Origin of the sequence: Hyunsoonleella sp. 2307UL5-6, from assembly GCF_047345485.1 — a bacterium.
In the GTDB taxonomy this organism is placed as follows: Bacteria; Bacteroidota; Bacteroidia; order Flavobacteriales; family Flavobacteriaceae; genus Jejuia.
Window position 1 is genome coordinate 194,594 of sequence record NZ_JBLFEN010000006.1, and the last position, 23,108, is coordinate 217,701.

Annotated in this window: 22 protein-coding genes and 1 pseudogene; 15 read left to right on the plus strand and 8 right to left on the minus strand. The window is 31.5% G+C overall.

The features are described 5' to 3' along the window. The first annotated feature begins 95 nt into the window (after nt 1–95). Both era and ACKGJY_RS12575 read left to right on the plus strand, forming a co-directional pair. Nucleotides 96–980: a GTPase Era gene (gene era / locus ACKGJY_RS12570; protein ID WP_413974248.1), complete on the plus strand. Its 885-nt coding sequence runs from the start codon at nt 96–98 to the stop codon at nt 978–980. Nucleotides 981–1,065: 85 nt separating this feature from the next. Then, nucleotides 1,066–2,601, plus strand: coding sequence for a choice-of-anchor I family protein (locus ACKGJY_RS12575; RefSeq protein ID WP_413974249.1), 1,536 nt, complete (start codon nt 1,066–1,068; stop codon nt 2,599–2,601). A gap of 158 nt (nt 2,602–2,759) precedes the next feature. On the opposite strand, the gene ACKGJY_RS12580 is transcribed toward ACKGJY_RS12575, so the two are convergent. Then, nucleotides 2,760–3,332 carry a GTP-binding protein gene (locus ACKGJY_RS12580; RefSeq protein WP_413974250.1) on the minus strand — a complete coding sequence of 191 codons (573 nt, stop codon included), beginning with the start codon at nt 3,330–3,332 and terminating at the stop codon, nt 2,760–2,762. Nucleotides 3,333–3,342: 10 nt separating this feature from the next. Here ACKGJY_RS12580 and der point away from each other — a divergent pair, with 10 nt between their 5' ends. The 7 genes from der (at nt 3,343) to ACKGJY_RS12615 (ending at nt 11,287) form a co-directional block, all read left to right on the plus strand. After that, the gene (der, locus tag ACKGJY_RS12585) at nt 3,343–4,647 is read left to right on the plus strand and encodes a ribosome biogenesis GTPase Der (protein WP_413974251.1); all 1,305 of its coding nucleotides are present in this window, start codon (nt 3,343–3,345) and stop codon (nt 4,645–4,647) included. A 60-nt stretch (nt 4,648–4,707) separates the two neighbouring features. Further along, a complete protein-coding gene (locus ACKGJY_RS12590) occupies nt 4,708–5,712 on the plus strand; it encodes a sugar kinase (protein WP_413974252.1) in 1,005 nt (334 codons plus the stop codon). 262 nt (nt 5,713–5,974) lie between these two features. After that, entirely contained in the window at nt 5,975–6,793 is an 819-nt protein-coding gene (locus tag ACKGJY_RS12595; protein WP_413974253.1) for an ATP-binding cassette domain-containing protein, read from the plus strand. A 10-nt stretch (nt 6,794–6,803) separates the two neighbouring features. Continuing rightward, nucleotides 6,804–7,622 carry a hypothetical protein gene (locus tag ACKGJY_RS12600; RefSeq protein ID WP_413974254.1) on the plus strand — a complete coding sequence of 273 codons (819 nt, stop codon included), beginning with the start codon at nt 6,804–6,806 and terminating at the stop codon, nt 7,620–7,622. Between the two features lies 1 nt (nt 7,623). Next, nucleotides 7,624–8,004, plus strand: a complete 381-nt coding sequence (locus ACKGJY_RS12605; protein WP_413974255.1) for a GntR family transcriptional regulator — start codon at nt 7,624–7,626, stop codon at nt 8,002–8,004. Continuing rightward, nucleotides 7,991–8,590: a hypothetical protein gene (locus ACKGJY_RS12610; RefSeq protein ID WP_413974256.1), complete on the plus strand. Its 600-nt coding sequence runs from the start codon at nt 7,991–7,993 to the stop codon at nt 8,588–8,590. The genes ACKGJY_RS12605 and ACKGJY_RS12610 overlap by 14 nt, the downstream gene beginning before the upstream one ends. 126 nt (nt 8,591–8,716) lie before the next feature. Next, the gene (locus ACKGJY_RS12615) at nt 8,717–11,287 is read left to right on the plus strand and encodes a TlpA family protein disulfide reductase (RefSeq protein ID WP_413974257.1); all 2,571 of its coding nucleotides are present in this window, start codon (nt 8,717–8,719) and stop codon (nt 11,285–11,287) included. A gap of 21 nt (nt 11,288–11,308) precedes the next feature. On the opposite strand, the gene ACKGJY_RS12620 is transcribed toward ACKGJY_RS12615, so the two are convergent. The 6 genes from ACKGJY_RS12620 to ACKGJY_RS12645 form a co-directional block, all read right to left on the minus strand. After that, nucleotides 11,309–11,791, minus strand: a complete 483-nt coding sequence (locus ACKGJY_RS12620; RefSeq protein ID WP_413974258.1) for a TPM domain-containing protein — start codon at nt 11,789–11,791, stop codon at nt 11,309–11,311. Nucleotides 11,792–11,793: 2 nt separating this feature from the next. Next, nucleotides 11,794–12,654 (minus strand): TPM domain-containing protein, encoded by an 861-nt coding sequence (locus ACKGJY_RS12625; protein ID WP_413974259.1) that lies wholly within the window; start codon nt 12,652–12,654, stop codon nt 11,794–11,796. A gap of 8 nt (nt 12,655–12,662) precedes the next feature. Beyond that, a complete protein-coding gene (locus ACKGJY_RS12630; protein ID WP_413974260.1) occupies nt 12,663–13,100 on the minus strand; it encodes a TPM domain-containing protein in 438 nt (145 codons plus the stop codon). Nucleotides 13,101–13,130: 30 nt separating this feature from the next. Further along, nucleotides 13,131–13,718 (minus strand): LemA family protein, encoded by a 588-nt coding sequence (locus ACKGJY_RS12635; RefSeq protein ID WP_413974261.1) that lies wholly within the window; start codon nt 13,716–13,718, stop codon nt 13,131–13,133. 135 nt (nt 13,719–13,853) lie between these two features. Continuing rightward, the gene (locus ACKGJY_RS12640; protein WP_413974262.1) at nt 13,854–14,183 is read right to left on the minus strand and encodes a MerR family transcriptional regulator; all 330 of its coding nucleotides are present in this window, start codon (nt 14,181–14,183) and stop codon (nt 13,854–13,856) included. Then, nucleotides 14,183–15,154 carry a M23 family metallopeptidase gene (locus tag ACKGJY_RS12645; protein WP_413974263.1) on the minus strand — a complete coding sequence of 324 codons (972 nt, stop codon included), beginning with the start codon at nt 15,152–15,154 and terminating at the stop codon, nt 14,183–14,185. The genes ACKGJY_RS12640 and ACKGJY_RS12645 overlap by 1 nt, the downstream gene beginning before the upstream one ends. A gap of 221 nt (nt 15,155–15,375) precedes the next feature. On the opposite strand from ACKGJY_RS12645, the gene alaS reads away from it, so the two are divergent. The 4 genes and pseudogenes from alaS to ACKGJY_RS12665 all read left to right on the plus strand — a co-directional run bounded on the left by alaS (nt 15,376) and on the right by ACKGJY_RS12665 (nt 20,822). Then, nucleotides 15,376–17,988 (plus strand): alanine--tRNA ligase, encoded by a 2,613-nt coding sequence (alaS, locus tag ACKGJY_RS12650; RefSeq protein ID WP_413974264.1) that lies wholly within the window; start codon nt 15,376–15,378, stop codon nt 17,986–17,988. Between the two features lie 315 nt (nt 17,989–18,303). Then, nucleotides 18,304–18,657: pseudogene (locus ACKGJY_RS12655) on the plus strand (GxxExxY protein). 37 nt (nt 18,658–18,694) lie between these two features. Beyond that, nucleotides 18,695–19,660 carry a GSCFA domain-containing protein gene (locus tag ACKGJY_RS12660; RefSeq protein ID WP_413974265.1) on the plus strand — a complete coding sequence of 322 codons (966 nt, stop codon included), beginning with the start codon at nt 18,695–18,697 and terminating at the stop codon, nt 19,658–19,660. A gap of 547 nt (nt 19,661–20,207) precedes the next feature. After that, on the plus strand, nt 20,208–20,822 hold the full coding sequence (locus tag ACKGJY_RS12665) for a DUF4230 domain-containing protein (RefSeq protein WP_413974266.1): 615 nt from the start codon (nt 20,208–20,210) through the stop codon (nt 20,820–20,822). On the opposite strand, the gene ACKGJY_RS12670 is transcribed toward ACKGJY_RS12665, so the two are convergent. Further along, on the minus strand, nt 20,812–21,120 hold the full coding sequence (locus tag ACKGJY_RS12670) for a rhodanese-like domain-containing protein (protein ID WP_413974267.1): 309 nt from the start codon (nt 21,118–21,120) through the stop codon (nt 20,812–20,814). The genes ACKGJY_RS12665 and ACKGJY_RS12670 overlap by 11 nt on opposite strands. A 108-nt stretch (nt 21,121–21,228) precedes the next feature. On the opposite strand from ACKGJY_RS12670, the gene ACKGJY_RS12675 reads away from it, so the two are divergent. Together ACKGJY_RS12675 and ACKGJY_RS12680 are read left to right on the plus strand one after the other, a co-directional pair. Next, nucleotides 21,229–21,978, plus strand: a complete 750-nt coding sequence (locus ACKGJY_RS12675) for an enoyl-CoA hydratase/isomerase family protein (RefSeq protein WP_413974268.1) — start codon at nt 21,229–21,231, stop codon at nt 21,976–21,978. A 518-nt stretch (nt 21,979–22,496) separates the two neighbouring features. Beyond that, entirely contained in the window at nt 22,497–23,045 is a 549-nt protein-coding gene (locus ACKGJY_RS12680; RefSeq protein ID WP_413974269.1) for a hypothetical protein, read from the plus strand. Nucleotides 23,046–23,108 lie beyond the last annotated feature (63 nt).

Below are 23,108 nucleotides of genomic sequence, written 5' to 3' on the forward strand. Positions count from 1 at the left end.
TAATATTTTAAAAACAGGAAGTTATTAGCTTCCTGTTTTTTTATTTGTAGTAGTTTGAATGTAAATAGATTGTAAATTTGTAATAAATTTTAAATATGAGTCATAAAGCTGGTTTTGTAAACATAATAGGTAACCCAAATGTTGGTAAGTCTACGTTGATGAATGCATTTGTAGGTGAAAAATTATCTATAATTACTTCTAAAGCGCAAACCACAAGGCATCGTATTTTAGGTATTGTAAATGGTGATGATTTTCAGGTAGTACTTAGTGATACTCCAGGCATTATTAAACCAGCTTACCAACTTCAAGCCTCTATGATGGATTTTGTAAAATCTGCTTTTGAAGATGCAGATATTTTAATTTATATGGTAGAAATTGGTGAGCAAAACTTAAAAGATGAAGCCTTTTTTAATAAGATCACCAATTCTAAAATTCCAGTAATATTATTATTAAATAAAATAGATACTTCAAACCAAGAGCAATTAGAAGATCAAGTACAACTATGGTCACAAAAAGTACCAAATGCAGAGATTTTTCCAATTTCTGCCTTAAGAGGTTTTAATGTAAAAGAAGTGTTTAATCGTATTTTAGATCTATTACCAGAATCTCCAGCATTTTACCCAAAAGACCAATTAACAGATAAGCCCGAGCGTTTTTTTATAAACGAAAAAATTAGAGAAAAAATTCTACTTCACTATAAAAAAGAAATTCCTTATGCTGTAGAAATAGAAACCGAAGAGTTTTTTGAAGAAGAAAACATCATTCGTATGCGATCTGTAATTATGGTTGAGCGAGAGACTCAAAAAGGTATTATAATAGGCCATAAAGGTAGCGCATTAAAACGAGTAGGGGTAGAGGCTAGAAAAGATTTAGAAATCTTCTTTGGAAAGCAGATTCACTTAGAATTATATGTAAAAGTGAATAAAAATTGGCGTAGTAATCAAAACCAACTGAAACGTTTTGGTTACAATAGCAAGTAAATTCTAACACTATCTTTTTTTTAACCTAACATTTAGTTTACACTTTAGTTTCATCTTAGAGGATTAATTAATCAATCTTTTTATAATGAAACTTAAAAACGTATTTAAATTATTTAGTATCGCGCTAATCGCTTGTTTTACCTTTCTATCTTGTGTAGAAGAAGATTTTAAAGGTGAAGATGGAATGGACGGGCAAGACGGTATAGATGTTACCTATTTTGCAACAGTCTCAAAAATTGCCTTTGGAGATGGTGTACCAGAAATCTCAGCTTATGATGTTACAACACAAACTGTGTTTTCAACAAATTCTGAAGCAAAAGAAGTTGAGGTTATCAACATTTCTAATGTAAATGCCCCAGTAATTGCTAATCCAATAGATATAACTATATATGGTGGAAATGTAAATTCTGTAGCTTGCCAAAATGGGTATTTAGCAATTGCTGTAGAAGCAGAAGAAGCTACTAACAATGGTAGTGTTGTAATTTTTAAAACAGACGATTTAACAACACCTTATGCAAATATTACTGCAGGTGCACTACCCGATATGGTTACTTTTACGCCAGATGGAAAATATATTTTATCTGCTAATGAAGGTGAACCCAATGATGACTATGATGTAGACCCTAAAGGATCAATTACATTAATTGATGTTGCAACTAAAACGGCTACCCAAATTTATTTCGATGCGTTTAATACTGAGGAGGCCACTCTTGAAGAGAATGGTTTTAGAGTTTTTGGACCTGGTGCCGATTTAAGTACAGATGTAGAACCAGAATATATTACAGTTTCTTTAGATTCTAAAACAGCATTTATTGCATTACAAGAGAACAATGGTATTGCAAAATTAGATATAGAGTCTCAAACTATTACAGATATTTATCCGTTAGGAACCAAAGATTACAGTGAAGTTGCTTTTGATTTAAGCGATAGAGACGACACAATAGGTAATCTAAATTTTTGGCCTGTAGAAAGTTATTATCAACCAGATGCTATTGATTATTTTGAATTAGGTGGCATGGGTTATATTATTACAGCTAATGAAGGAGATGCTAGAGATTATGATGGTTATTCTGAAGAAGCAAGAGGTGATGATTTAATAAACGATGGAGTAATTTTAGATCCTGATGCTTATCCAGACCCAGAAACTTTGGCTATGGATGAAAACCTAGGACGTTTAAAAATTACAACAGCTAATGGCGATTTAGATGGCGATGGTGATATTGATCAAATATATGGCTACGGTGGGCGTTCATTTTCTATATGGAACACCTCAGGTGAATTGATGTTTGATTCTGGAAATGAATTTACGTTAATGGCATTATTTGATTTTGGAAATTATCCAGAAAATAGATCAGACGATAAAGGCACTGAACCCGAATCGGTAATTACTTATATTGAAGGCGCTAATACCTATGCTGCTATAGGACTAGAAAGAAGCGGAGATGTTTTAATTTATAATATTACTGATATTCATAATCCTTTCTTTGTGCAAAGATTAAGAAACACATCTCCAGAAGGATTATTAATTATAAATCCAGAAGATAGCCCTAACGGTAAAACATTACTCGTTGTTTCAAATGAGTTTCCAGACGATGCTACTTTAAACATCTATTCAAAATAAATTTTTGTATGATTTTATATGTATGTAATTTAAACTTAATCTAATAATAACTTCTTGATTAGGTAACTTTTAGGTCGTACAAAAAGCTAATATTTGTATATCTTAATATTTAGTTAAGTTTAGTTTGAGTTAGTTTTAAAAGCTTTGATTGGTTCTTATCAATCAAGGCTTTTTTGTTTTAATACCTTATTCATAACATCACGAAGTTGTAGCATTTCTTTTTTGCTAGTATCTCTTCCTATCCGACCAGCAAAATATAATGCAAACCATATAATTATCATAAACACCATTAGGCTTATTTGTACGATAAAATCAGTTTTTAAACGCCAATTGGTATACGCCCAAATACTAAAAGCTATAAAAAGCGATGCTATTATAAAATGCAAAAACATAAAAAGTGTCCATACGGTAGGGTTTGGGCCAAATAACCCATGTAGTAAGCTAGAGTTAGTAGTAACTTCATCAATTTCTAGGTGTAACTGTGGTGACCAGAAGTTTTGCTCTTTTTTTTGATATTTAATAAAAACATGAGTATCAATTCTTGATATAACAACACTATTTTGCGTGCTTTTTAAATCCTCAAATCGGTTTAATATAGTAGTATTACTTTCGTTTAATTCAATTTTAAATCGCGGTCTTAAAATAATATCATTCTTAGTAGACATATAGTATCCGTTTGTATTGTAAATTACTGTTTTTTCTTCAATATTAAGTGTTACCTTTGCAGCCAATTCTAAGAATATGAGTAATATAGTTGCTATAGTAGGAAGGCCAAATGTGGGTAAGTCTACCTTTTTTAATCGTATGATTCAAAAAAGAGAGGCTATTGTTGATGCCGTAAGTGGTGTTACAAGAGACCGACACTATGGAAAATGTGAATGGAACGGAAAAGAGTTTTCATTAATAGATACAGGTGGCTATGTAGTTGGAAGCGATGATATTTTTGAAGCTGAAATTGATAAGCAAGTAGAATTAGCCATAGATGAAGCGGATGCTATTATTTTTATGGTTGATGTTGAAGATGGCGTAACTGGAATGGATGAAGATGTTGCCGGCTTATTACGAAAGGTTAAGAAACCTGTATTTTTAGTAATAAACAAAGTGGATAACGGTAAACGTGCCGAAGATGCTGTAGAATTTTATGCTTTAGGATTGGGTGATTATTATACGGTTGCGAGTATAAACGGAAGTGGTACAGGAGAATTATTAGATGCTTTAGTAGAGGCTTTACCTGAAAAGGAAGAGGTTGAAGAAGAGGATTTACCACGTTTTGCAGTTGTAGGTCGCCCTAATGCGGGGAAATCTTCATTTATAAATGCTTTAATTGGTGAGGATAGATATATAGTTACAGATATTGCAGGAACTACTAGAGATTCTATCGATACCAAATACAACCGTTTTGGGTTTGAATTTAATTTAGTAGACACTGCTGGAATACGACGAAAATCTAAAGTAAAAGAAGATTTAGAATTTTATTCTGTAATGCGAAGTGTACGCGCTATAGAGTATGCCGATGTGTGTTTATTAGTGTTAGATGCTAATAGAGGTTTTGATGGGCAAGTACAAAATATCTTTTGGCTGGCTGAACGAAATCGTAAAGGTATCGTTGTATTAGTAAATAAGTGGGATTTGGTAGAAAAGGATCATAAATCTGTAAAAGAATATGAGCAAACTATAAGAAAACAAATGGAGCCTTTTACTGATGTACCTATTGTATTTATTTCTGCACTAACCAAACAACGTATTTACAAAGCGATAGAAACTGCTGTAGAGGTTTATAAAAATAGATCTAAAAAGATTAAAACAAGCGAACTTAACGATGTACTACAACCTATAATAGAGCACTACTCACCACCAGCGTATAAGGGTAAGTTTGTTAAAATTAAATATATTATGCAATTGCCTACACCGCAACCGCAATTTGCATTCTTTTGTAATTTACCACAATATGTTAAAGAGCCTTACAAACGATTTTTAGAAAATAAACTTCGAGAGAATTTTGGGTTTAATGGTGTGCCTATAAGTGTTTACATGCGAAAAAAATAATTCCTAAAAATAAAATAGTTCTTAGCATTATTAACTATTTTTAGCTCATAAATAAGCTATATGAGCCAAATTATAACATTCGGTGAGGTACTAATGCGCTTATCGCCTTTTGGAAACAAAAAATTTATTCAAGCCAATACGCTAGAATTTTATTTTGGTGGTACCGAAGTAAATGTAGGTTTATCTATCGCGCATTTTGGTGCCAATGTAAAGCATATTACATGTATATCAAACGATTTTATTGGAGATACTGCTATAGCATATTTAAATAAATTTGATTTAGATACTACTGCCATAATTAGAACAAATAGACCATTAGGAGTATATTTTCTAGAAGTAGGTGCGGTAATGCGTCCAAGTTCAATTTCTTATAATCGTTCTCATTCTGCTTTTTCTGAAATTACACCAGAGATGGTAAATTGGCAAGATGCTTTAGCTAATGGTAGTTGGTTTCATTGGACGGGTATAACACCAGCATTAACCCAAGGCAGTTTTAATACCTTAAAAGAAGGCTTAAAACTAGCAAGAGAAAAGGGAATTCAAGTATCTGCAGACCCAACATATCGCAGTGGTTTATGGCAATATGGTTTAGAGCCTAAAAAAGCACTTACCGAGTTATTACACTATTCTACGGTGTTTATCGGTGGTATAAATGAAATGAACGAGGCCTTAGATACAAATTTTGGATACTCTAACGAAGACTTTATTGAGGCCAGTAAATTACTAATTGAAAAATTTCCTTCCATAGAAAAGGTTTTCGATAAAATAAGAACGTCAATCAATTCGTCTTGGCATAAAATACGTGCAAGAATGTGGAATGGTAAAGACTTTAGAGAAACCGAAGATTTTGATATTACTCATATTGTAGATAGAATAGGTACTGGAGATGCCTTTGCAGCAGGATTAATTTATGGCTTGCAATACTACGATGATTATAAAGCTATGCAATTTGCAAGTGCAGCCTGTGCACTAAAACACACCTATGTTGGTGATGTTAATTATGCAACAACTGATGAGGTTACACGTATTTTAGAAGGTAATGTTACTGGGCGTTTTAATAGATAGTTAATACTATTCTAGGTTTGATACGTTCTCATTTAATGCAATTATTTTACTTTTTATGTATTTTTTGTTACGCTAATAACCTACTAATTTTGTTATACAAGCGGTAATATCTTTAAGTATTTTTACAAATTCTATGTATGTATGACTATTTAGAATTCAGTCATATGAAAAATAAAAATAGTTTTTAATTAACATGTATCGTTATTAGCAATAAAAATTATATCTTTGTGTCATACTTAAATAGCACACTAATACATTAGTTATGATTTCAATTCAAAATCTTTCTTACGGCTATACTAAACAAAACAGTTTGTTTAAAGACCTTAACTTTAATCAAGAAGCTGGAAATATCGTTGGGTTGCTTGGTAAAAACGGAGCAGGTAAGTCCACGCTTTTAAAAGTGATGTCTGGATTGCTTGATGTTGCGCAGCAAAAGGTTGTTGTAAATGGACATCAGCCTTTTAAAAGAGAACCAGATTTTTTAAATGATGTGTTTTTGGTTACAGAAACACCATTCTATCCTTCACTTTCTATAAAATCGTATGCGAAAGTTTACGGTAAGCTCTATAAAAATTTCGATCAAGAAAAAATGAGCCGTATTCTAGAAGATTTTGAATTATTGGAATCTGAAAAACTTCAAAAGCTTTCACATGGCCAGCAAAAAAAGTTTACCATAGCGTTTGCATTAGCTACAAATTGTAAATTGTTGCTTCTAGATGAGCCGACAAATGGTTTAGACATACATTCTAAAAGTGTGTTTAGAAAGGTATTGATTAACTCTGTAGATGAAAATCAATTAGTTATCATTTCCACACATCAAGTAAAAGATATTGAAGCTATAATTGATAAAATTGTAATTCTTGATAAAGGTGACATTATTTTTGAAGAAGAGATGATGCCTATTGTTGAGAAACTTCAATTTAAAAGAGTAGTATCCTTAGAAGATAAATCTGTTTTTTATTCTGAAAAAAGTATAGGCGGTTACGATGTTATTATGCCAGTAGAGGATGGCGAGGAAACCCCAATAGATATAGAGATGCTTTTTAAAGCTGTTTTAAATAAAGCCGAAATTAAACTTTAATTAAGAGGTTATGAATAAATATTTTAGTGTAAATCGTTTTATTAAGTTTATACAATATGATATGGCAATACATAAAAAGAAGTATGTACTGTTTGCCTTGGTGATGTTTGTGGTATTGTTTTTTGTTAGTTATTATCTGTTGGATGATAATTATAGAATTCTAAAGGAGAATGCAAATAAATATCATTATAAACAACAACACTCAGATTATGTAAGCTATTTCGTTTGGTCTTACTTGATTTTTGCAATTGTGGTAGTTGGCAGCTCGTTTAGTTTTTTTAGAACAAAAGAAGGGATTTCTAATTATTTAATGTTGCCAGTATCTAACTTTGAAAAGTTCTTTTATGAATTTTTATTAAGAATAATGATTTTTAATCTTTTGTATTTATTGTTTTTTTGGTTGGGCTTTAGGCTAGCGGCACTTGTGTTTAGCCAAGAGTATAGCCGCGGTTTTATGGATATTCCAAGTTTTGGAATCTTAGATTCGCTTGATTTTGTAAAAAATAAATTAGAGAGAAACGTAGGGCTACTGTCTCTATTTTCCTTAACCACATTTATGTTGGCGGGGGCTAGTTATTTTAAAAAGTATGCGTTATTCAAGACCGTATTGGTCTTTGGCGGGCTTTTGGTTTTCGCATATTTAATTACACTAATTTCTTATCATCTATTCCTGCCTAACAAGGTGAATCTATTTAAGATTCAGGTAATTAATAGAAACCTGAGTAATGGTTATGATACTGCTCTAGTAGCATTTAGTGTTATGGGAGTTTTTTTAAGTTTATTTTTATTACCATTAGCCTATTTTAAAATAAAAGAAAAGGAGTTGTAATATGGAGTTTAAAGCAACAAAAGGCATCTATTTACAAATAGCAGAAAGTATTTGCAATCAAATCTTAGAGGGGAAATTACAGCCTAAAGAAAGGGTGTCTTCTGTTCGAGATTTGGCATCAGAACTCGAGGTAAATAGAAACACCGTAATGCGCACTTACAGCTATTTACAAACCGAACACATTTTTGAAAACAAAAGGGGCGTTGGGTTTTTTGTTGCTGAAAATGCAGTAAGGTTAATTAAAAACAGAGAGAAAAAAGATTTTTTTAAAAATGAGTTACCAGCCTTATTGGAGAAAATAAAATTGTTAAAACTAACCAGTACCGATTTAATAGAAGTTATAGAAACCTTAAAACACAACGACGCTAATGAAAACAAGTAATTATATTTTAATAGGATTCTTAACATTTATAGTTTTAGTGCTGGTAAGCTGGCATGTAGATTCAAGTTTGCACGAAGAGGAATACGATAGAAAAAGGGAAATAAGAAATGCTTTTTATTTTAGTAGAACACAGCTTGAAAAAGATAGTAACAGCATAGAAAAACGAAATGATTTTGTAGAAAAAGCAAAAACGTACTTTGAGTATAGTGAAAGAGGTTATTACGATTACAAAAGAGCTGCTGAGTTGTTGAATAAAAACTTCAACACATATAAAGATACCTCTAATCTAGTTTTAGCAAAACAGTGGGCAGATAAAGCCTATGAAAAAAAACCTGATACTAGAGACGCTAATTTTATTAAAGGCTCAATTCTAGAAAAATTAGGTAATAATGAAGATGCAAAACCATATTTTGATGTTGTAAATAAGTTGGATTCTATTAAAGGCTTTAAACTAGAAGCATATAAAAATGATAAAGGAGAGGTTATGAGAGTTAGAAAGCGTATGGATACAACAACCGTTTTTAAGTACGAAGAATATAAAAATGATAAGGGCGATATCATTAAAGTTAGAAAACCAGTAAACTAAAGTTTTAACAAAATATATTTTATATTTATCAATTAATTAAGAAAAAACATACAGGTTTAGTCTTAAATTTATTTCATTATTAATAGTTGCTAGCAATTAGATCATCAATCAATTAAACAAACAATTATGAAAAATGCCATTATCATTCTTTTTTTAGGGTTAATAACGCTTTATTCCAACGCGCAAAAAAGTATCGAAAACCCAGAGTATGGGTTCGCCTCATACCCAGGAGAACTCACAAAAATTGAAATGCTAGACACTACAACTGTGCTACATTTCAAACTAAAAAAGTTACCGTGGGGTTATTTTCATTTACATAAAGAATCTTACATCCAAGATGCAAGCGGTGATAACAAACTATTTGTCACCAAAGTAACAGGTGCTAAATTTAAAAGAAATGATTTTCCATCATCAGGAGAAGCAATGTATCAATTATATTTTCCACCACTAAATAAAACTGTCAAGACTATTGATTTTGGTGTAGAAAAAGAACGTGGTTGGCTTATTTACGATATTACACTACAAGAAGACGAAAACAGCTTATTATTACCAAAAGCACTTCGCGGTAATTGGCTTTTAGCAGATGGTAGCAACCGATGGGATTATGGCTTTAATTCAAAATATGCCATTGTAGATGGGATGGTTTGGAACTACAAATCTGTTGATGTTAAAGGTAAAAAATATACGATTATACTTGAAAATAGAGATCGTTTAAAAACGATTTATGCAAAATTGGGTAAAGACGGAAAAGTTACTTTTGGTAGTTCTCCTAAATCTCTTAAAAGTTACAGCTTAACTAAAGTAGATAATCCAAATTTAAGATTATTAGAAGATACCACATTTGAAGATATCACTTTCGGTTTAGACTCCACAACCTACTCCGGAATGATTAAAGGATTTTCAAGTAAGATAAAACAAAAAACCTTTATGGTACATGTAAATAATACATTTACAGGCAACCAAGAATCTCATTTAGTAAAAATTAAGGATGATGGTACGTTTCAATCAAAATTTCCATTAACACATCCGCAGACCGTATTTGTAAAAATGGGATCCAATGCTTTTTCAATTTTTTTAGAACCTAACAAAGAAACATTTCATTATGTAGATAGAAAGACATCACTTTTTATGGGAGATAATGCTCAGGTAAATTCAGATCTTGATGCATTAAAAGAGATGAGAATAAGTATAGGTAGAGCAGATAGAAGGAAAATTGGGGAAACCTCGCCAGAAGACTATAAAAAAATAGTTGTGAATTTAAAAAATAAGACGCTTAAAGCACTTTCAGCATATCAAGAGAAACACTTTATAAGCCAAAAGGCCCTTCAAATAAAAAATATAGAGTTAGAATTAGGGTTTTATCAAGAGCTATTAGGTTACGATATGTATAGAGGCTCATTGAAGTATCAAAACAAAAAAGTTAAAAAAGAAACGGATAAAATGCCTTATCAAGAGTTCGAGGTAAAAGATGCGTATTACGATTTTCTGCCAAAAGATATAGTTGATAATGAATTATTAGTAGTGTCAAATAGCTATTACTTTTTTACCAATAGACTTATGTATGCTGATATATTCAAAGGGCAAGGGAATTCCAGATTAACTAAGGTTGAAATTGCCGATGGTTTGCAGAAAAATGGTGTGGAGCTAACCGCTGAAGAATTAAATATGGTGGAATTGAGTAAGCAAATAGAAACTCCCGAAATACTGGCTAAAGTGGCTAAGTTTGATAAAAAATATGGTGATGTAGAACGAGGATTTTATAAAAACTATAAAGAAGATTACTTTAAAGAAGTTCAAAAGGCTTTAAAAGAAGGAAAAACACCTAAACACAACCATTTTATTCTAAGTGTTGCAGACTATTTTAAAGCGAAAAATATTGAAATAACCGACGAAGAGACTAAAATGGTAGAAGCTCTACGAGTACTTAAAACTCCATTAGAAATTGAAGAGGAACGCATGTTTAATGAGCAGTTTACTGGTGTGTTTAGTGCCTTTTATAATAAATACAATGATAATGCGTCAGAGATTTTCAGAGCGCGATCAATAACAGCGCGAAATAAAAAGATTAAAGATTTTTTTGGCAAACAGAACTCTTTTTTACAAAATGTTATTAAAATGCAATCACTTAGCAAAAGATTTGAAGATTTTAATGTGTATAGTAATGCTGAGTTAACTAGGTTGACTAAAGACATAGATGTACCATTTTTAAAAAACTACCTAATAGCATTAAATGAGCAAACAAAGAAAAACATAGAAATAAATAAAACTAAAGGTGGATACACCGTTCATAACGTTCATAAAAATGAAGGCGATGAATTGTTTGATGCAATGTTAGAAAAGTTTAAAGGTAAAGTGGTGTATGTTGATTTTTGGGCAACATGGTGCGGTCCTTGTAAATCTGGAATTAAAAGAATGAAGCCATTAAAAGAAGAAATGGCAAATGAGGATGTGGTGTTTTTGTATGTTACCAACCAAACATCACCAGAAAAAACCTGGAATAACGCTATTGCAAATATTAATGGCGAACATTATAGGGTTTCAGACGATGAGTGGAATTATTTGGCAAAAAAATTCAATATCTCGGGCATTCCTCATTACACTTTGGTAGACAGAGCCGGCAACGTAATTAAACCCAAACTTAGGCAAATGCCTAATGCTAGTTTAAAAAAGATATTACTAAGCGAAATCAATAAATAAGGTTTAAATACGCACAGATAATTATTCCTGCCAAAGTATAATTAAAGCGTCTATAGCTTCAATAGTGCCTTGAAAAAAATCGCCTTTTTTAAAATGAGGCACCATTGTGTTATCGATAACGTTTTTGCAATCATAATCTGAGATTAGTTGTTCAGTACCATAACCTGTGGCAATAGCAATATCTCTATCATATTTTGAAATTAGTATGAGTAAGCCATTATCTTTTTCCTTTTTGCCAACGCCTAAAGTGTTTGCTAATGTTGTAGCATGAGAATGAACTGCTGTATTTTTGGGAAGCGAGTCTATAGTATAAACGCAAATTTCGTTAGTAGAAATAGTTTCATAAGTTATAATTTTTTGTGATAAAGAATCCTTCTGGCTTTTAGAGAATAAGCCAGCATAATCTAGTACAACAGGTTGATATTTTACAACAGGAGTATTAGTTCTCGTTTTACACGACAGTAAAACTAAAATAGAAATTATTATAAGGTTTATTTTTTTCATAATTACCAACCTCCAGAAGCACCACCGCCACCAAAGCCACCACCACCGAAGCCGCCGCCAAAGCCGCCACCGCCACCTGAAGACCAACCGCCGCCAGAGCTACCGCCCCAACCACTAGAGCCTCTGCGGAAACTACCGCGCCCCATGTTGCTTAAAATAATGGCTTCTAGTAAGTCTCTTCCATCAACGCCACCTGTGCGACCACCACTATTTCCGCCACCGCGTCTATTTTTAGATACAGAGATTAATATGATGATGAAAATAAAGAACAACATAAAAATTAATCCGATAGGAAATCCACCACCAAATGATTGTCTTGTGCCTTTATACTCACCATTCATAACTTCAAAAACAGCATCAACCCCTCTGTTTAGTCCGCCATAATAATTATTCTGTTTAAAGTAAGGGATAATGTCTCTTTCTATAATACGTTTAGACATAGCATCGGTTAATAAATGCTCCATACCATATCCTGTATTTATAGCAATCCTTCGGTCGTCTCTTGCCAATAAAATAAGAACACCATTATCCTCTTTTGCTTGTCCGATACCCCACTTTTGTCCCCATTGGGCACCTAGGTAGTTTATGTTTTCACCTTCGGTTGAAGCTATAATAGCGACTACAATTTGAGTTGAAGTGGTATCCGAATATTTAATTAATTTTTGTTCTAGCTGATTTTTTTCAGAAGGAGACAATAGTTTGTAATAATCATAAACCGCATCTGGATTTGCTTTTGAAGGCTTTTCAGGAATATTATACTGAGCAAAAGCACTACTTAAAGAAAAAAATATAAGTAGTAAAGCAAAAAGATTTTTATTGTTTATCTTAAACTGCGACTGCGAACTGAATACTAAATACTCCATACTAAAACCTATCCTTTAGAAATTTCGTTAGTCAACTCATTGGTGTCATCACTTTCATAAGGGAAGTACTTTTTTAATTGTTCTCCAGATTTTAAAATGCCTTCAATTAAGCCTTGCTTAAAGTGTTCTTTTTTAAAATGAGATTGTATTGCATCCTTTGTGCTATCCCAAAAATCGGTTTCTACAAGCGCATTAATACCTTTGTCACCATAAATTACAAAAGTTTTGTCATCAACAGCAACATAAATTAAAACAGCATTTTGAAGTTTGGTGTTATCCATTTTTAATATATGAAATAACTCCAAAGCACGATGAGTAGCATCGCCTTGTGATGTTTTTTCTATATGCACACGAATTTCGCCAGAAGTATTTAATTCTGCTACGCGTATGGCTTCAACAATTTCTTGTTCTTCTTCAACAGAAAGAAAATCTTCAATTTTAGACATATTAGGATAATCACAAATTAAATCTAAAAATTATTTGAAATCAAAATCAACATCAGGCGCTTTATCTGCACCAGCATCAGATTCAAAATATGCTTTTTTATCAAAGCCCATAAACCCTGCAAATAAATTATTTGGAAAAGACCTAATAGTTGCATTGTAAGGCTTTACAGTTTCATTAAACCTGTCTCTCACAACATTTATTCTGTTTTCAGTACCCTCTAATTGAGATTGTAATTCAAGGAAATTTTTATTCGCTTTTAGGTCAGGGTAGCGCTCTACAGTTACTAAAAGACTTTTTAATGCACCAGATAAGCCGCTCTGTACTTCGCTAAATTTCGCTATTTGTTCTTGTGTTAAATTAGAAGGATCAATATTCATTGATGTTGCTTTTGCTCTTGCTTCTATAACGTCTTTAAGCGTTCCTCTTTCAAAGTCTGCAGCACCTTGCACGGTTTTAACTAGGTTGCCAATTAAATCAGATCGTCTCTGGTATGAACTTTCTACCTTTCCCCATGCTTCATTTACGTTTTCATCAAGACCTATCAAAGAATTGTAGGTTTTAACCCCAAAAATCCCGAGGATTAAAATAATCACAACGGGTAAAATCCATTTTTTCATAATAAAAAAAATTTAATAAATGTTAGTTAATAGTTAGACTCAAAAGTATTTAAAAAGTTACTTTAAGTTGGTATAAAAGTAAATAATAAACTAATATATTTGAAGTTTTGGCCTTTAGAATAATTAAAAGTAAGTTTAAAGATGTTCTTTAATCTGGATAAGTTGATTCTTAATATTTTCTAACTTACTAACAATTTCAAAATTACTAAGTGCTTGTTTTTTTTCTTCTTTTAAGTGCGTTTTAGCGCCTTCTAAAGTAAAACCTCTTTCTTTTACGAGATGGTAAATAAATTTAAGATTTTTTATATCTTCTGGTGTAAACTTTCTATTGCCTTTAGCGTTTTTTTTAGGTTTTAGAATGTCAAACTCCTTTTCCCAAAATCTAATTAACGATGTGTTTACGCCAAAAGCCTTGGCGACTTCGCCAATACCATAATATCGTTTTTCAGGTAAATCTATGTGCATTAGTCTAAAGATTGATTTTCTAACGAGGCGTGTTCTAATAACTTATTAAATTCCTCTGGTGTTAAACTTCCATAATAAAAGTTTATGGGGTTTATGTTATTGCCATCCTTACGTATTTCATAATGTAAATGAGGCGCTTCAGAACGACCAGTACTTCCAACAAAGCCTATTAAATCTCCTCGTTTTACTTTCTGGTTTTTTCGCACATTGTATTTGTATAAATGTGCGTATAAGCTAACGTAACCAAAACCATGGTCTATACGTATGTGCTTGCCATAACCGCTAGATCCAGAATCTGCTCTTATTACTTTTCCGTCGCCACTAGCATAAATTGGAGTGCCTCTTGGTGCAGTAAAATCCATCCCTTTATGCATTTTTCTTGCTTTTGTAAAAGGATCCGTACGCATACCATAGCCAGAAGCCATTCGTGTTAAATCTTTATTACTTACAGGTTGTATTGCGGGAATTGCGGCTAATAATTTTTCTTTTTCTTCGGCTAAAATTGCTATTTCATCAAGCGATTTAGATTGTACTACAATTTGTTTTTGTAAAACATCCAAACGTTGACTTGTTTCAGCGATTAGTGAAGAATTATCATAGCCCTCTAAATTCTTATAGCGGTTTATCCCTCCAAAACCAGCACGTCTTTGTTCTTCTGGTATAGGGTTGGCCTCAAAATAAACTCGATAAATATTATTGTCTCTATCTTCAATATTTGCTAAAACAGTTTCAGCTTCACTCATTTTTTTATTTAATAAATCAAACTGTAATTGCATGTTGGTAAGCTCTCGTTTAAGCGCTTTTTCCTTTGGAGATTCAAAATAATGACCAGCAATAAATACAAATAAAAAAGCGAAAAGCGCAGAGGCTAAGAGAAAAACCATAATAAACTTGAATGTTTTTCGCTTTTTACGCTCAATTTTCCGATAGGAAAGCGATTCTGAATCGTAATAATATTTTACCTTACTCATTACTTAAATTATGCTATTTTTGCAGCTCATTAAAGACAATAACAACACGTTAAATTTAATAGCTAAACGACTAAACCTACTAAAAATTATTAATGATATTAATTAGTAATTATTAAAAATAGGTGCTCAAAACACAAAAAAATAAAATTTGTGCTAGTGAGTAAAGATAGAAATTGTTTTATAAAAACTATAATTTAACGAAGAATAGCATATTTACAGCCATGAAATCTCAAGACGTAAGATCTAAATTTTTAAGTTTTTTTGAAAGTAAACAACATAGCATAGTCTCATCTGCACCTATGGTTTTAAAAGATGATCCCACCCTTATGTTTGTTAACTCTGGGATGGCACCTTTTAAAGAATACTTTTTAGGAAATGCCCAACCAAAAAATAATAGAATTACTGATACACAAAAGTGTTTGCGTGTTTCTGGTAAGCATAACGATTTAGAAGAAGTGGGGTATGATACTTACCATCATACACTTTTTGAAATGTTAGGTAATTGGAGTTTTGGTGATTATTTTAAAAAAGAGGCCATTGCCTGGGCTTGGGAATTACTTACCGAAGTTTATGGTATAGACAAAGATATACTTTATGTTACTGTTTTTGAAGGTGATGAAGAAGATGGTACCAAAATGGATACAGAGGCCTATGATTTTTGGAAAGTACATATAACCGAAGACCGCATTTTAAAAGGTGATAAAAAAGATAATTTTTGGGAAATGGGAGAGCAAGGACCTTGTGGCCCTTGTAGTGAAATTCATGTAGATATTCGCTCCGCAGAAGAAAAAGCCAAAATTGATGGAAAAACTTTGGTAAATATGGATCATCCGCAGGTTGTAGAAATTTGGAATTTGGTATTTATGCAATACAACCGTAAAGCAAACGGAACTTTAGAGACATTGCCAAATAAACATATTGACACGGGTATGGGTTTTGAACGCCTATGTATGGTACTACAAGGTGTACAATCTAATTATGATACGGATGTGTTTACACCAATAATTAAAGAAATTGAAACCATAACAAATACCCAGTATAACAAAGAGGATAAAGCAGATGTTGCCATACGTGTAATTTCTGATCATGTGCGTGCCGTAGCATTTTCAATTGCCGATGGGCAGTTGCCTAGTAATACAGGCGCTGGTTATGTTATCAGGCGTATTTTAAGACGTGCTGTACGTTATGGTTTTACGTTTTTAGATAAAAAAGAACCTTTTATATATAGATTAGTAGATGTTTTAAGTAAACAAATGGGAGCTGCATTTCCAGAATTGAAAGCGCAAAAACAACTTATTGAAAACGTAATTAAAGAAGAAGAGCAATCGTTTTTAAGAACTCTAGATCAAGGTTTGGTGCTTTTAAATCGTATTGTTAAAGACGCTAAGGGTGATACAGTTTCTGGTGAAAAAGCTTTTGAGCTTTATGATACTTATGGTTTTCCTATAGATTTAACAGCATTAATTCTTTCTGAAAAAGGATTAAAACTTGATGAACAAGGGTTTGAAAGCCAATTACAACAACAAAAAGCACGATCTAGAGCTGCCAGTGAAATGTCTACCGACGATTGGACTATTTTAGTTGAAGACGCTAAAGAAGAATTTGTAGGCTATGATACTTTAGAAGCTAACGCTAAATTAACACGGTATAGAAAGGTATCTTCTAAAAAAGAAGGTGATATGTATCAGTTGGTATTTAACGTAACACCGTTTTATCCTGAAGGTGGTGGGCAAGTAGGCGATAAGGGATATTTAGAAGATACACATGGCGATGTGGTTTATATTTTAGATACGAAGAAAGAAAATAATGTAATTATACATTTTTCAAAGAATTTGCCAGTTCATTTAAATAACACTTTCAAGGCAGTTGTAGATACTAAACAGCGTTACAGAACAGAGTGTAACCATACAGCAACACATTTGTTACATCAAGCATTACGTGAAGTTTTAGGAACACATGTTGAGCAGAAGGGTAGTGCTGTACATTCTAAATATTTACGTTTTGATTTTTCTCATTTTTCTAAATTGACTGTTGATGAATTACGCGATGTAGAACAATTTGTAAACCGAAGAATAGAAGGAAAATTGCCTTTAATTGAAAAACGAAATGTGCCAAAAGAAGTAGCAATTGCTGATGGTGCTATGAGTTTGTTTGGTGAAAAGTATGGAGATACCGTACGATCTATCCGTTTTGGTAAATCTATAGAACTTTGTGGTGGTACACATGTAGATAATACGGCCGATATTTGGCATTTCAAAATAGTTTCAGAAGGTGCTGTTGCATCAGGAATTAGACGTATTGAAGCCATTACTAATGATGCTGTTAAAGATTTTTACCAAGAAAATAACAGCATATTTTTTCAAATGAAAGATCTTTTAAACAATACAAAAGAACCTGTAAAAGCACTTCAAAAATTACAAGAAGACAATGCAAACTTGCAAAAACAGATAGATGATTTATTAAAGGATAAAGCCAAAAATATTAAAGGAGAACTTAAAAAGGAACTTCAAGATATTAATGGTGTACAATTTTTAGCTAAGAAATTAGATTTAGACGCTGGTGGATTAAAAGATGTGGCTTTTGAATTAGGGAGCCAGTTTAATAATTTATTCCTATTATTAGCTACAGAACAAAACGGTAAGGCATTGTTATCGTGTTATATCTCAAAAGAATTAGTGGCTAGTAAGGATTTAAATGCAGGACAAGTGGTTCGTGAATTAGGAAAACACATCCAAGGTGGTGGTGGTGGACAACCATTTTTTGCTACTGCTGGTGGTAAGAATCCTCAAGGAATTGATGAGGCACTTTCTCTTGCAAAAAATTATCTTGGTTAAAAATCTCTCGCAAAGGCGCGAAGACGCAAAAAGATAAGGTTATAATTGATTGCTCAGGAAGTGGAATGAGTATTTGGAATCCTTTATTTGTTGGTTTTCATTGATAAGAATTAGTTTTTTTAATTATTTAAGCTCGGGGATTGATGCGATGCTTTAAGAGACAAAATATATGTGTTAATCACGTGTAAAAGCGTAATTAAATATTTCTAATATTGATGATTTAAGAATAGTTTTAAATACAAACACATCCCTTTGCGTCTTAGCGCCTTTGCGAGAAAAGAAAAAGTGTATATGACAGAAAACGAAATAGCTAAAATGATAGTAGATAAGAGTTATCATATTCATGTTGAGCTTGGTCCAGGATTATTAGAATCTGTGTACGAAGAAGTACTGTGTTATTAACTTAAACAATAAGGAATAGCGTTTAAGCGTCAAATTGATCTTCCTGTTTATTATAAGGGTATTCAAATGGAAGCAGGCTTTCGTGCTGATTTGATTGTGGAGAATAAAGTTATAGTTGAGTTGAAATCAGTTAAAAAATTAGAGCCAGTTCATCCAAAGCAGTTATTAACCTATTTGAAAATTGCAGAATTGAAGTTAGGTTTATTAATAAATTTTAATGAAGTTTTTATTAAGAATGGCATAACAAGAATAGTAAACAAACTCTAGAAATCTTTGCGTCTTGGCGCCTTTGCGAGAAAAATATATGAATCTTCAAACCAAAATAAAATTAGTAAAGCAGTCTAAAAATTTGATAGACTATAATTCTGATATTTTATTGATTGGATCATGTTTTTCAGAAAATATTGGCGATAAACTGGAGTATTTCAAGTTTCAAAATATTCAAAATCCATTTGGTATTTTATTTCAACCTAAAGCTATCGAAAATTTAGTATCAAATGCAGTTGAAGGCAAAGTATATAGTGATACGGATGTTTTTTTTAATAATGAACAATGGCAGTGTTTTGATGCACATTCAAAATTAAGTAGTACTTCAAAAGATAACATTATACAGCAACTTAACACACAGATTAAGGTAACTGCTTCAAAATTAAAAACAGCTTCTCATATTATAATTACGCTTGGTACTGCATGGGTGTATCGAGATGTAAAAACAGGACATATTGTTGCTAATTGCCATAAAGTATCTCAAAAACAATTCAAGAAGGAATTGTTATCTATTAATGATATTTTAAATTCATTACACAAAATTTCAGAGATTATTAAGTCTGTAAACTCTAAAGTATCTGTAATTTTTACAGTGTCTCCAGTACGTCATTTAAAAGATGGTGTTGTGGAGAATATGCAAAGTAAAGCACATTTAATTTCAGGTATTCATGAATTCCTAAATCAAAAGACCTCAATCGAAAAAAAACAATCTCATTATTTTCCATCGTATGAGATTATGATGGACGAACTTCGCGATTACCGTTTCTATAATGATGATATGATTCATCCAAGCTCATTAGCTATTAATTATATTTGGAATAGATTTAAAAGCGTTTGGCTTTCAGAGACCTGTGACAAAACTATGGATGCTATTGAGGGAATACAAAGGGATATGGCTCACAAACCGTTTAATCCAAACTCTACTGCAAATCAGTATTTTCTTCAAAAATTAGAAACTAAAAAGCAGTCAATTTCTAACCAATTTCCGCATATTGTATTTTAAATATACGTAATTCTTCGTATTACTTTCATTATGTTATATGTTTGAATCACATAAAAACTTTTTTTGAGTAATTACTACCAAAGTTTAGAGTTAGTTACTTAATAAACTGCAACATTATTTGTTAGTGTTTTTTACTTTGATAATCAAATTGTTACGTTTAATCTTTTTTTTAAACTGTTAATCGAAAAAGAGTAAATGGTTAAACAAAATAATATAAATTGTATATGCTATTAATCAGTTTATACATAAAACATCAATCACTCTTCTGTTATAAACATTGAGTTGTTGGTGTTTTTCGTTTTTATAATATGTATTAACTTTAGTTACATTAATAAGTGTTAGTACAAAAGGCAAAAAAAACAACTTAATTTAAAGCTATATTAACAATTGGGTAACTTAAAAAGTAAAATAATAGTATAATTTTACAGTGTTATCGGGGGGTAACATAATTACATTAGTTAGACTTCTTATGTCGAAGGAAACTGATGTTTTTTTTATGCCCAATTTTTTTACTTTTAGAATTTAGATTTTATGTCTAAATTAGAACATGAAAAAAATTCTATTTGGTGTAGTAGTTACACTTGTTATACTTTTTGCATTTAAATATTGTGGTGATAAAAAGCAAGAGCATACTTTTTTAAAAGAAAGCTCTACACTTATTCAAGAACAAATACAAAATGTTGGGAAATTAGTGGTTACCGAAGGACATTTTAGTGAAGTGTTTACTTATAAAAATTCTAAAGATGTTTTTGGCGATTTATTATCGGCCGAAAAAAAGGCTTTAGTGGTTGTAAATGCTGAGGTTACAGTGGCTTACGATTTAAGTAAAATTGAATATGCTATTGATACCGCTAATAAAACGTTAACTATTACAAATATTCCTGCAGAAGAGATTAAAATACACCCAGATTTAGAATATTATGACGTGCAAGCCGATTATTTAAACCCGTTTGAAGCCAAAGATTACAACGCCATTAATAAAACAGTAAAAGAAGCATTATCTAAAAAAATTGAGAATTCTGATATAAAAACCAATGCTAAAAATAGATTGATTAGTGAATTATCTAAGTTTTACATCTTAACAAATTCATTAGGTTGGACGTTAAAATACAACGAAACCCCTATTTTAAATCAGGAAACACTAGATGCTGTTATTTTATAATTAATTTTAAATCAGCTAACCCACCACCATTAATAGCTTCAATATCATAAAGTTTTAAAACTTTTGTTGCCTTTGCAGAACGTACACCGCTCTTACAATGCGCAATTACTGGTTTGTTTAATTTTTTAATGTCTTCTATATGATGTTTTAAATCACTTAAAGGTATGTGTATGGCATTTGTAATATGGCCTTCATCCCATTCTCGTTGGGTTCTTACATCTAAAATTACAGCACCTTTATCTAAAAATGCTTTTATTTTGTTTGAATTGTTTTTGAAGAAAAAACTTAATAATCCCATTGCTTTTAACTTTTTATAAAGTTACTAATATTTTAATATTTGGTGTTATTATTTCGTATTGAATTACATTATTTTTAGGTATATTCAACCATTAAAAAACAGGAATATATGGAGCCATATGTAACGCTTTCAATAGAAAATAGTGTTGGATATATTGAGTTTTTTCACCCCAGCAGAAATTCACTACCAAGTGATGTATTGTTGCAATTAGAGAAAACTATTAATAGTGCCGGAGTAAACCATGCTGTAAAGGTTATTGTTTTAAAAAGTGGTGGCGATAGAACGTTTTGTGCAGGCGCTAGTTTTAACGAAGTTATAGCTATAGATACAGAAGAAAAAGGTAAGCAGTTTTTCTCAGGTTTTGCAAATGTTATCAATGCTATGCGCAAATGCCCAAAGTTAATTATTGGTCGTGTACAAGGTAAAACTGTTGGTGGTGGTGTTGGTTTAGCTGCAGCAACCGATTATTGTTTAGCCACAACATACGCATCCATCCGTTTAAGCGAGTTAAGTATTGGTATTGGCCCTTTTGTAATAGAGCCTGCAGTGTCTCGAAAAATTGGTAACATAGCCATGTCTCAAATGAGTATAGATGCAGAAACCTTTTTTTCTTGGCAGTTTGCAAAAGATAAAGGCCTATATGCTGATGTTTTTGATACTGTAGAAAACTTAGATATTGCGGTAAAAACACTAGCCGAAAAATTAGCTAGTTATAACCCTGAAGCTTTAACTGAAATGAAAAAAGTAATGTGGAAGGATACTGAAAATTGGGACATGCTTTTAGAGGAACGCGCAAAAATAAGTGGTAGATTGGTGTTAAGCGAGTTTACTAAGAAAACGCTTAAGCGTTTTAGATAGCTTAATCTGTGTATTTTGCGAAGTATAACGTTAACTTCGTTAATTAAAACACCAAATATTTTATGTTTTTGTTTTGTGATTTTTGATTAAGTATTCAATCATTCTTTTGCTTTACGGTTTTACCTCATCTTAAATACATTTATTTTATTACAAAAGAATTTTTTTTTCGCCTTTTCTGATTTTTTTCTTTCTTTCTTTTTTTTTTTTCATACGTTTATGAAGTCTTTTACTTATAGATGTGTTAATGTCTAAGCAAATCATAATTAAAAGATACGTTGTACAGCACAATCAGCGCTGATTTTTTATTTGGGTTTAGACATCCCTTTAGACAGTAATCAGTTTATATTTATTAGAAGACAAGATAAATATTAAACTCAAATACAAACTTAAATTAATGTTTAATTAGGTCTTACAATTTTTAAAATAGATCTATTGATTTTTTTCGCAATTTAATACCCAGAATAATAAGGTTTTGTAGGTGTTAACACTTGTGCTATAAATCATTAACCTAAAATAAAATGAAAAATTTTTTGATAATCTTACTTATCGTAAGTGTTTTGTCTTGTTCTAAAGAAGAAAATACTGATTTAACAATTAATAAAATTGATAATTTTGAAGCCATTTTCGATACTTCAAAAAAAAATGAGCATGACGCAATTTTAAATGATTATTCTAAACTAATAGGATATACACTTAATAAGCCTAAAGTTTTAGAGTATTTAGATAGTGAAATGAAGCCTCTATCTCAATTTGGCGATAAAATAAGTTTGTCTTATTTACTAGGTAAAGAAGAGGGGCTTAGAGAGAATGAAATAGAACAATTTATATTTGCAAAAAATTTGAAGCAAAATGTATTTGTATCACAATTAAAATCTGAAATAAAGAATAATAGTAAAGTTTTAACTCATTTAATAGATAAATTAAATGTAAATAATAAGTCTTTAAATGATGAAAGTGTAATAAATTACATTCTTGATAATATAGCAAACGAACATTTGGAGATTTATGTGCCTTATAAAGAGTTGGAAAATACTGTAAACGAAGATTTTTTTTTATGTATCATATGAGCCATCGTATTTTACCAAAACTAACGAAGCTTACAAATTCACAAATACTCAATATTCAAAAAC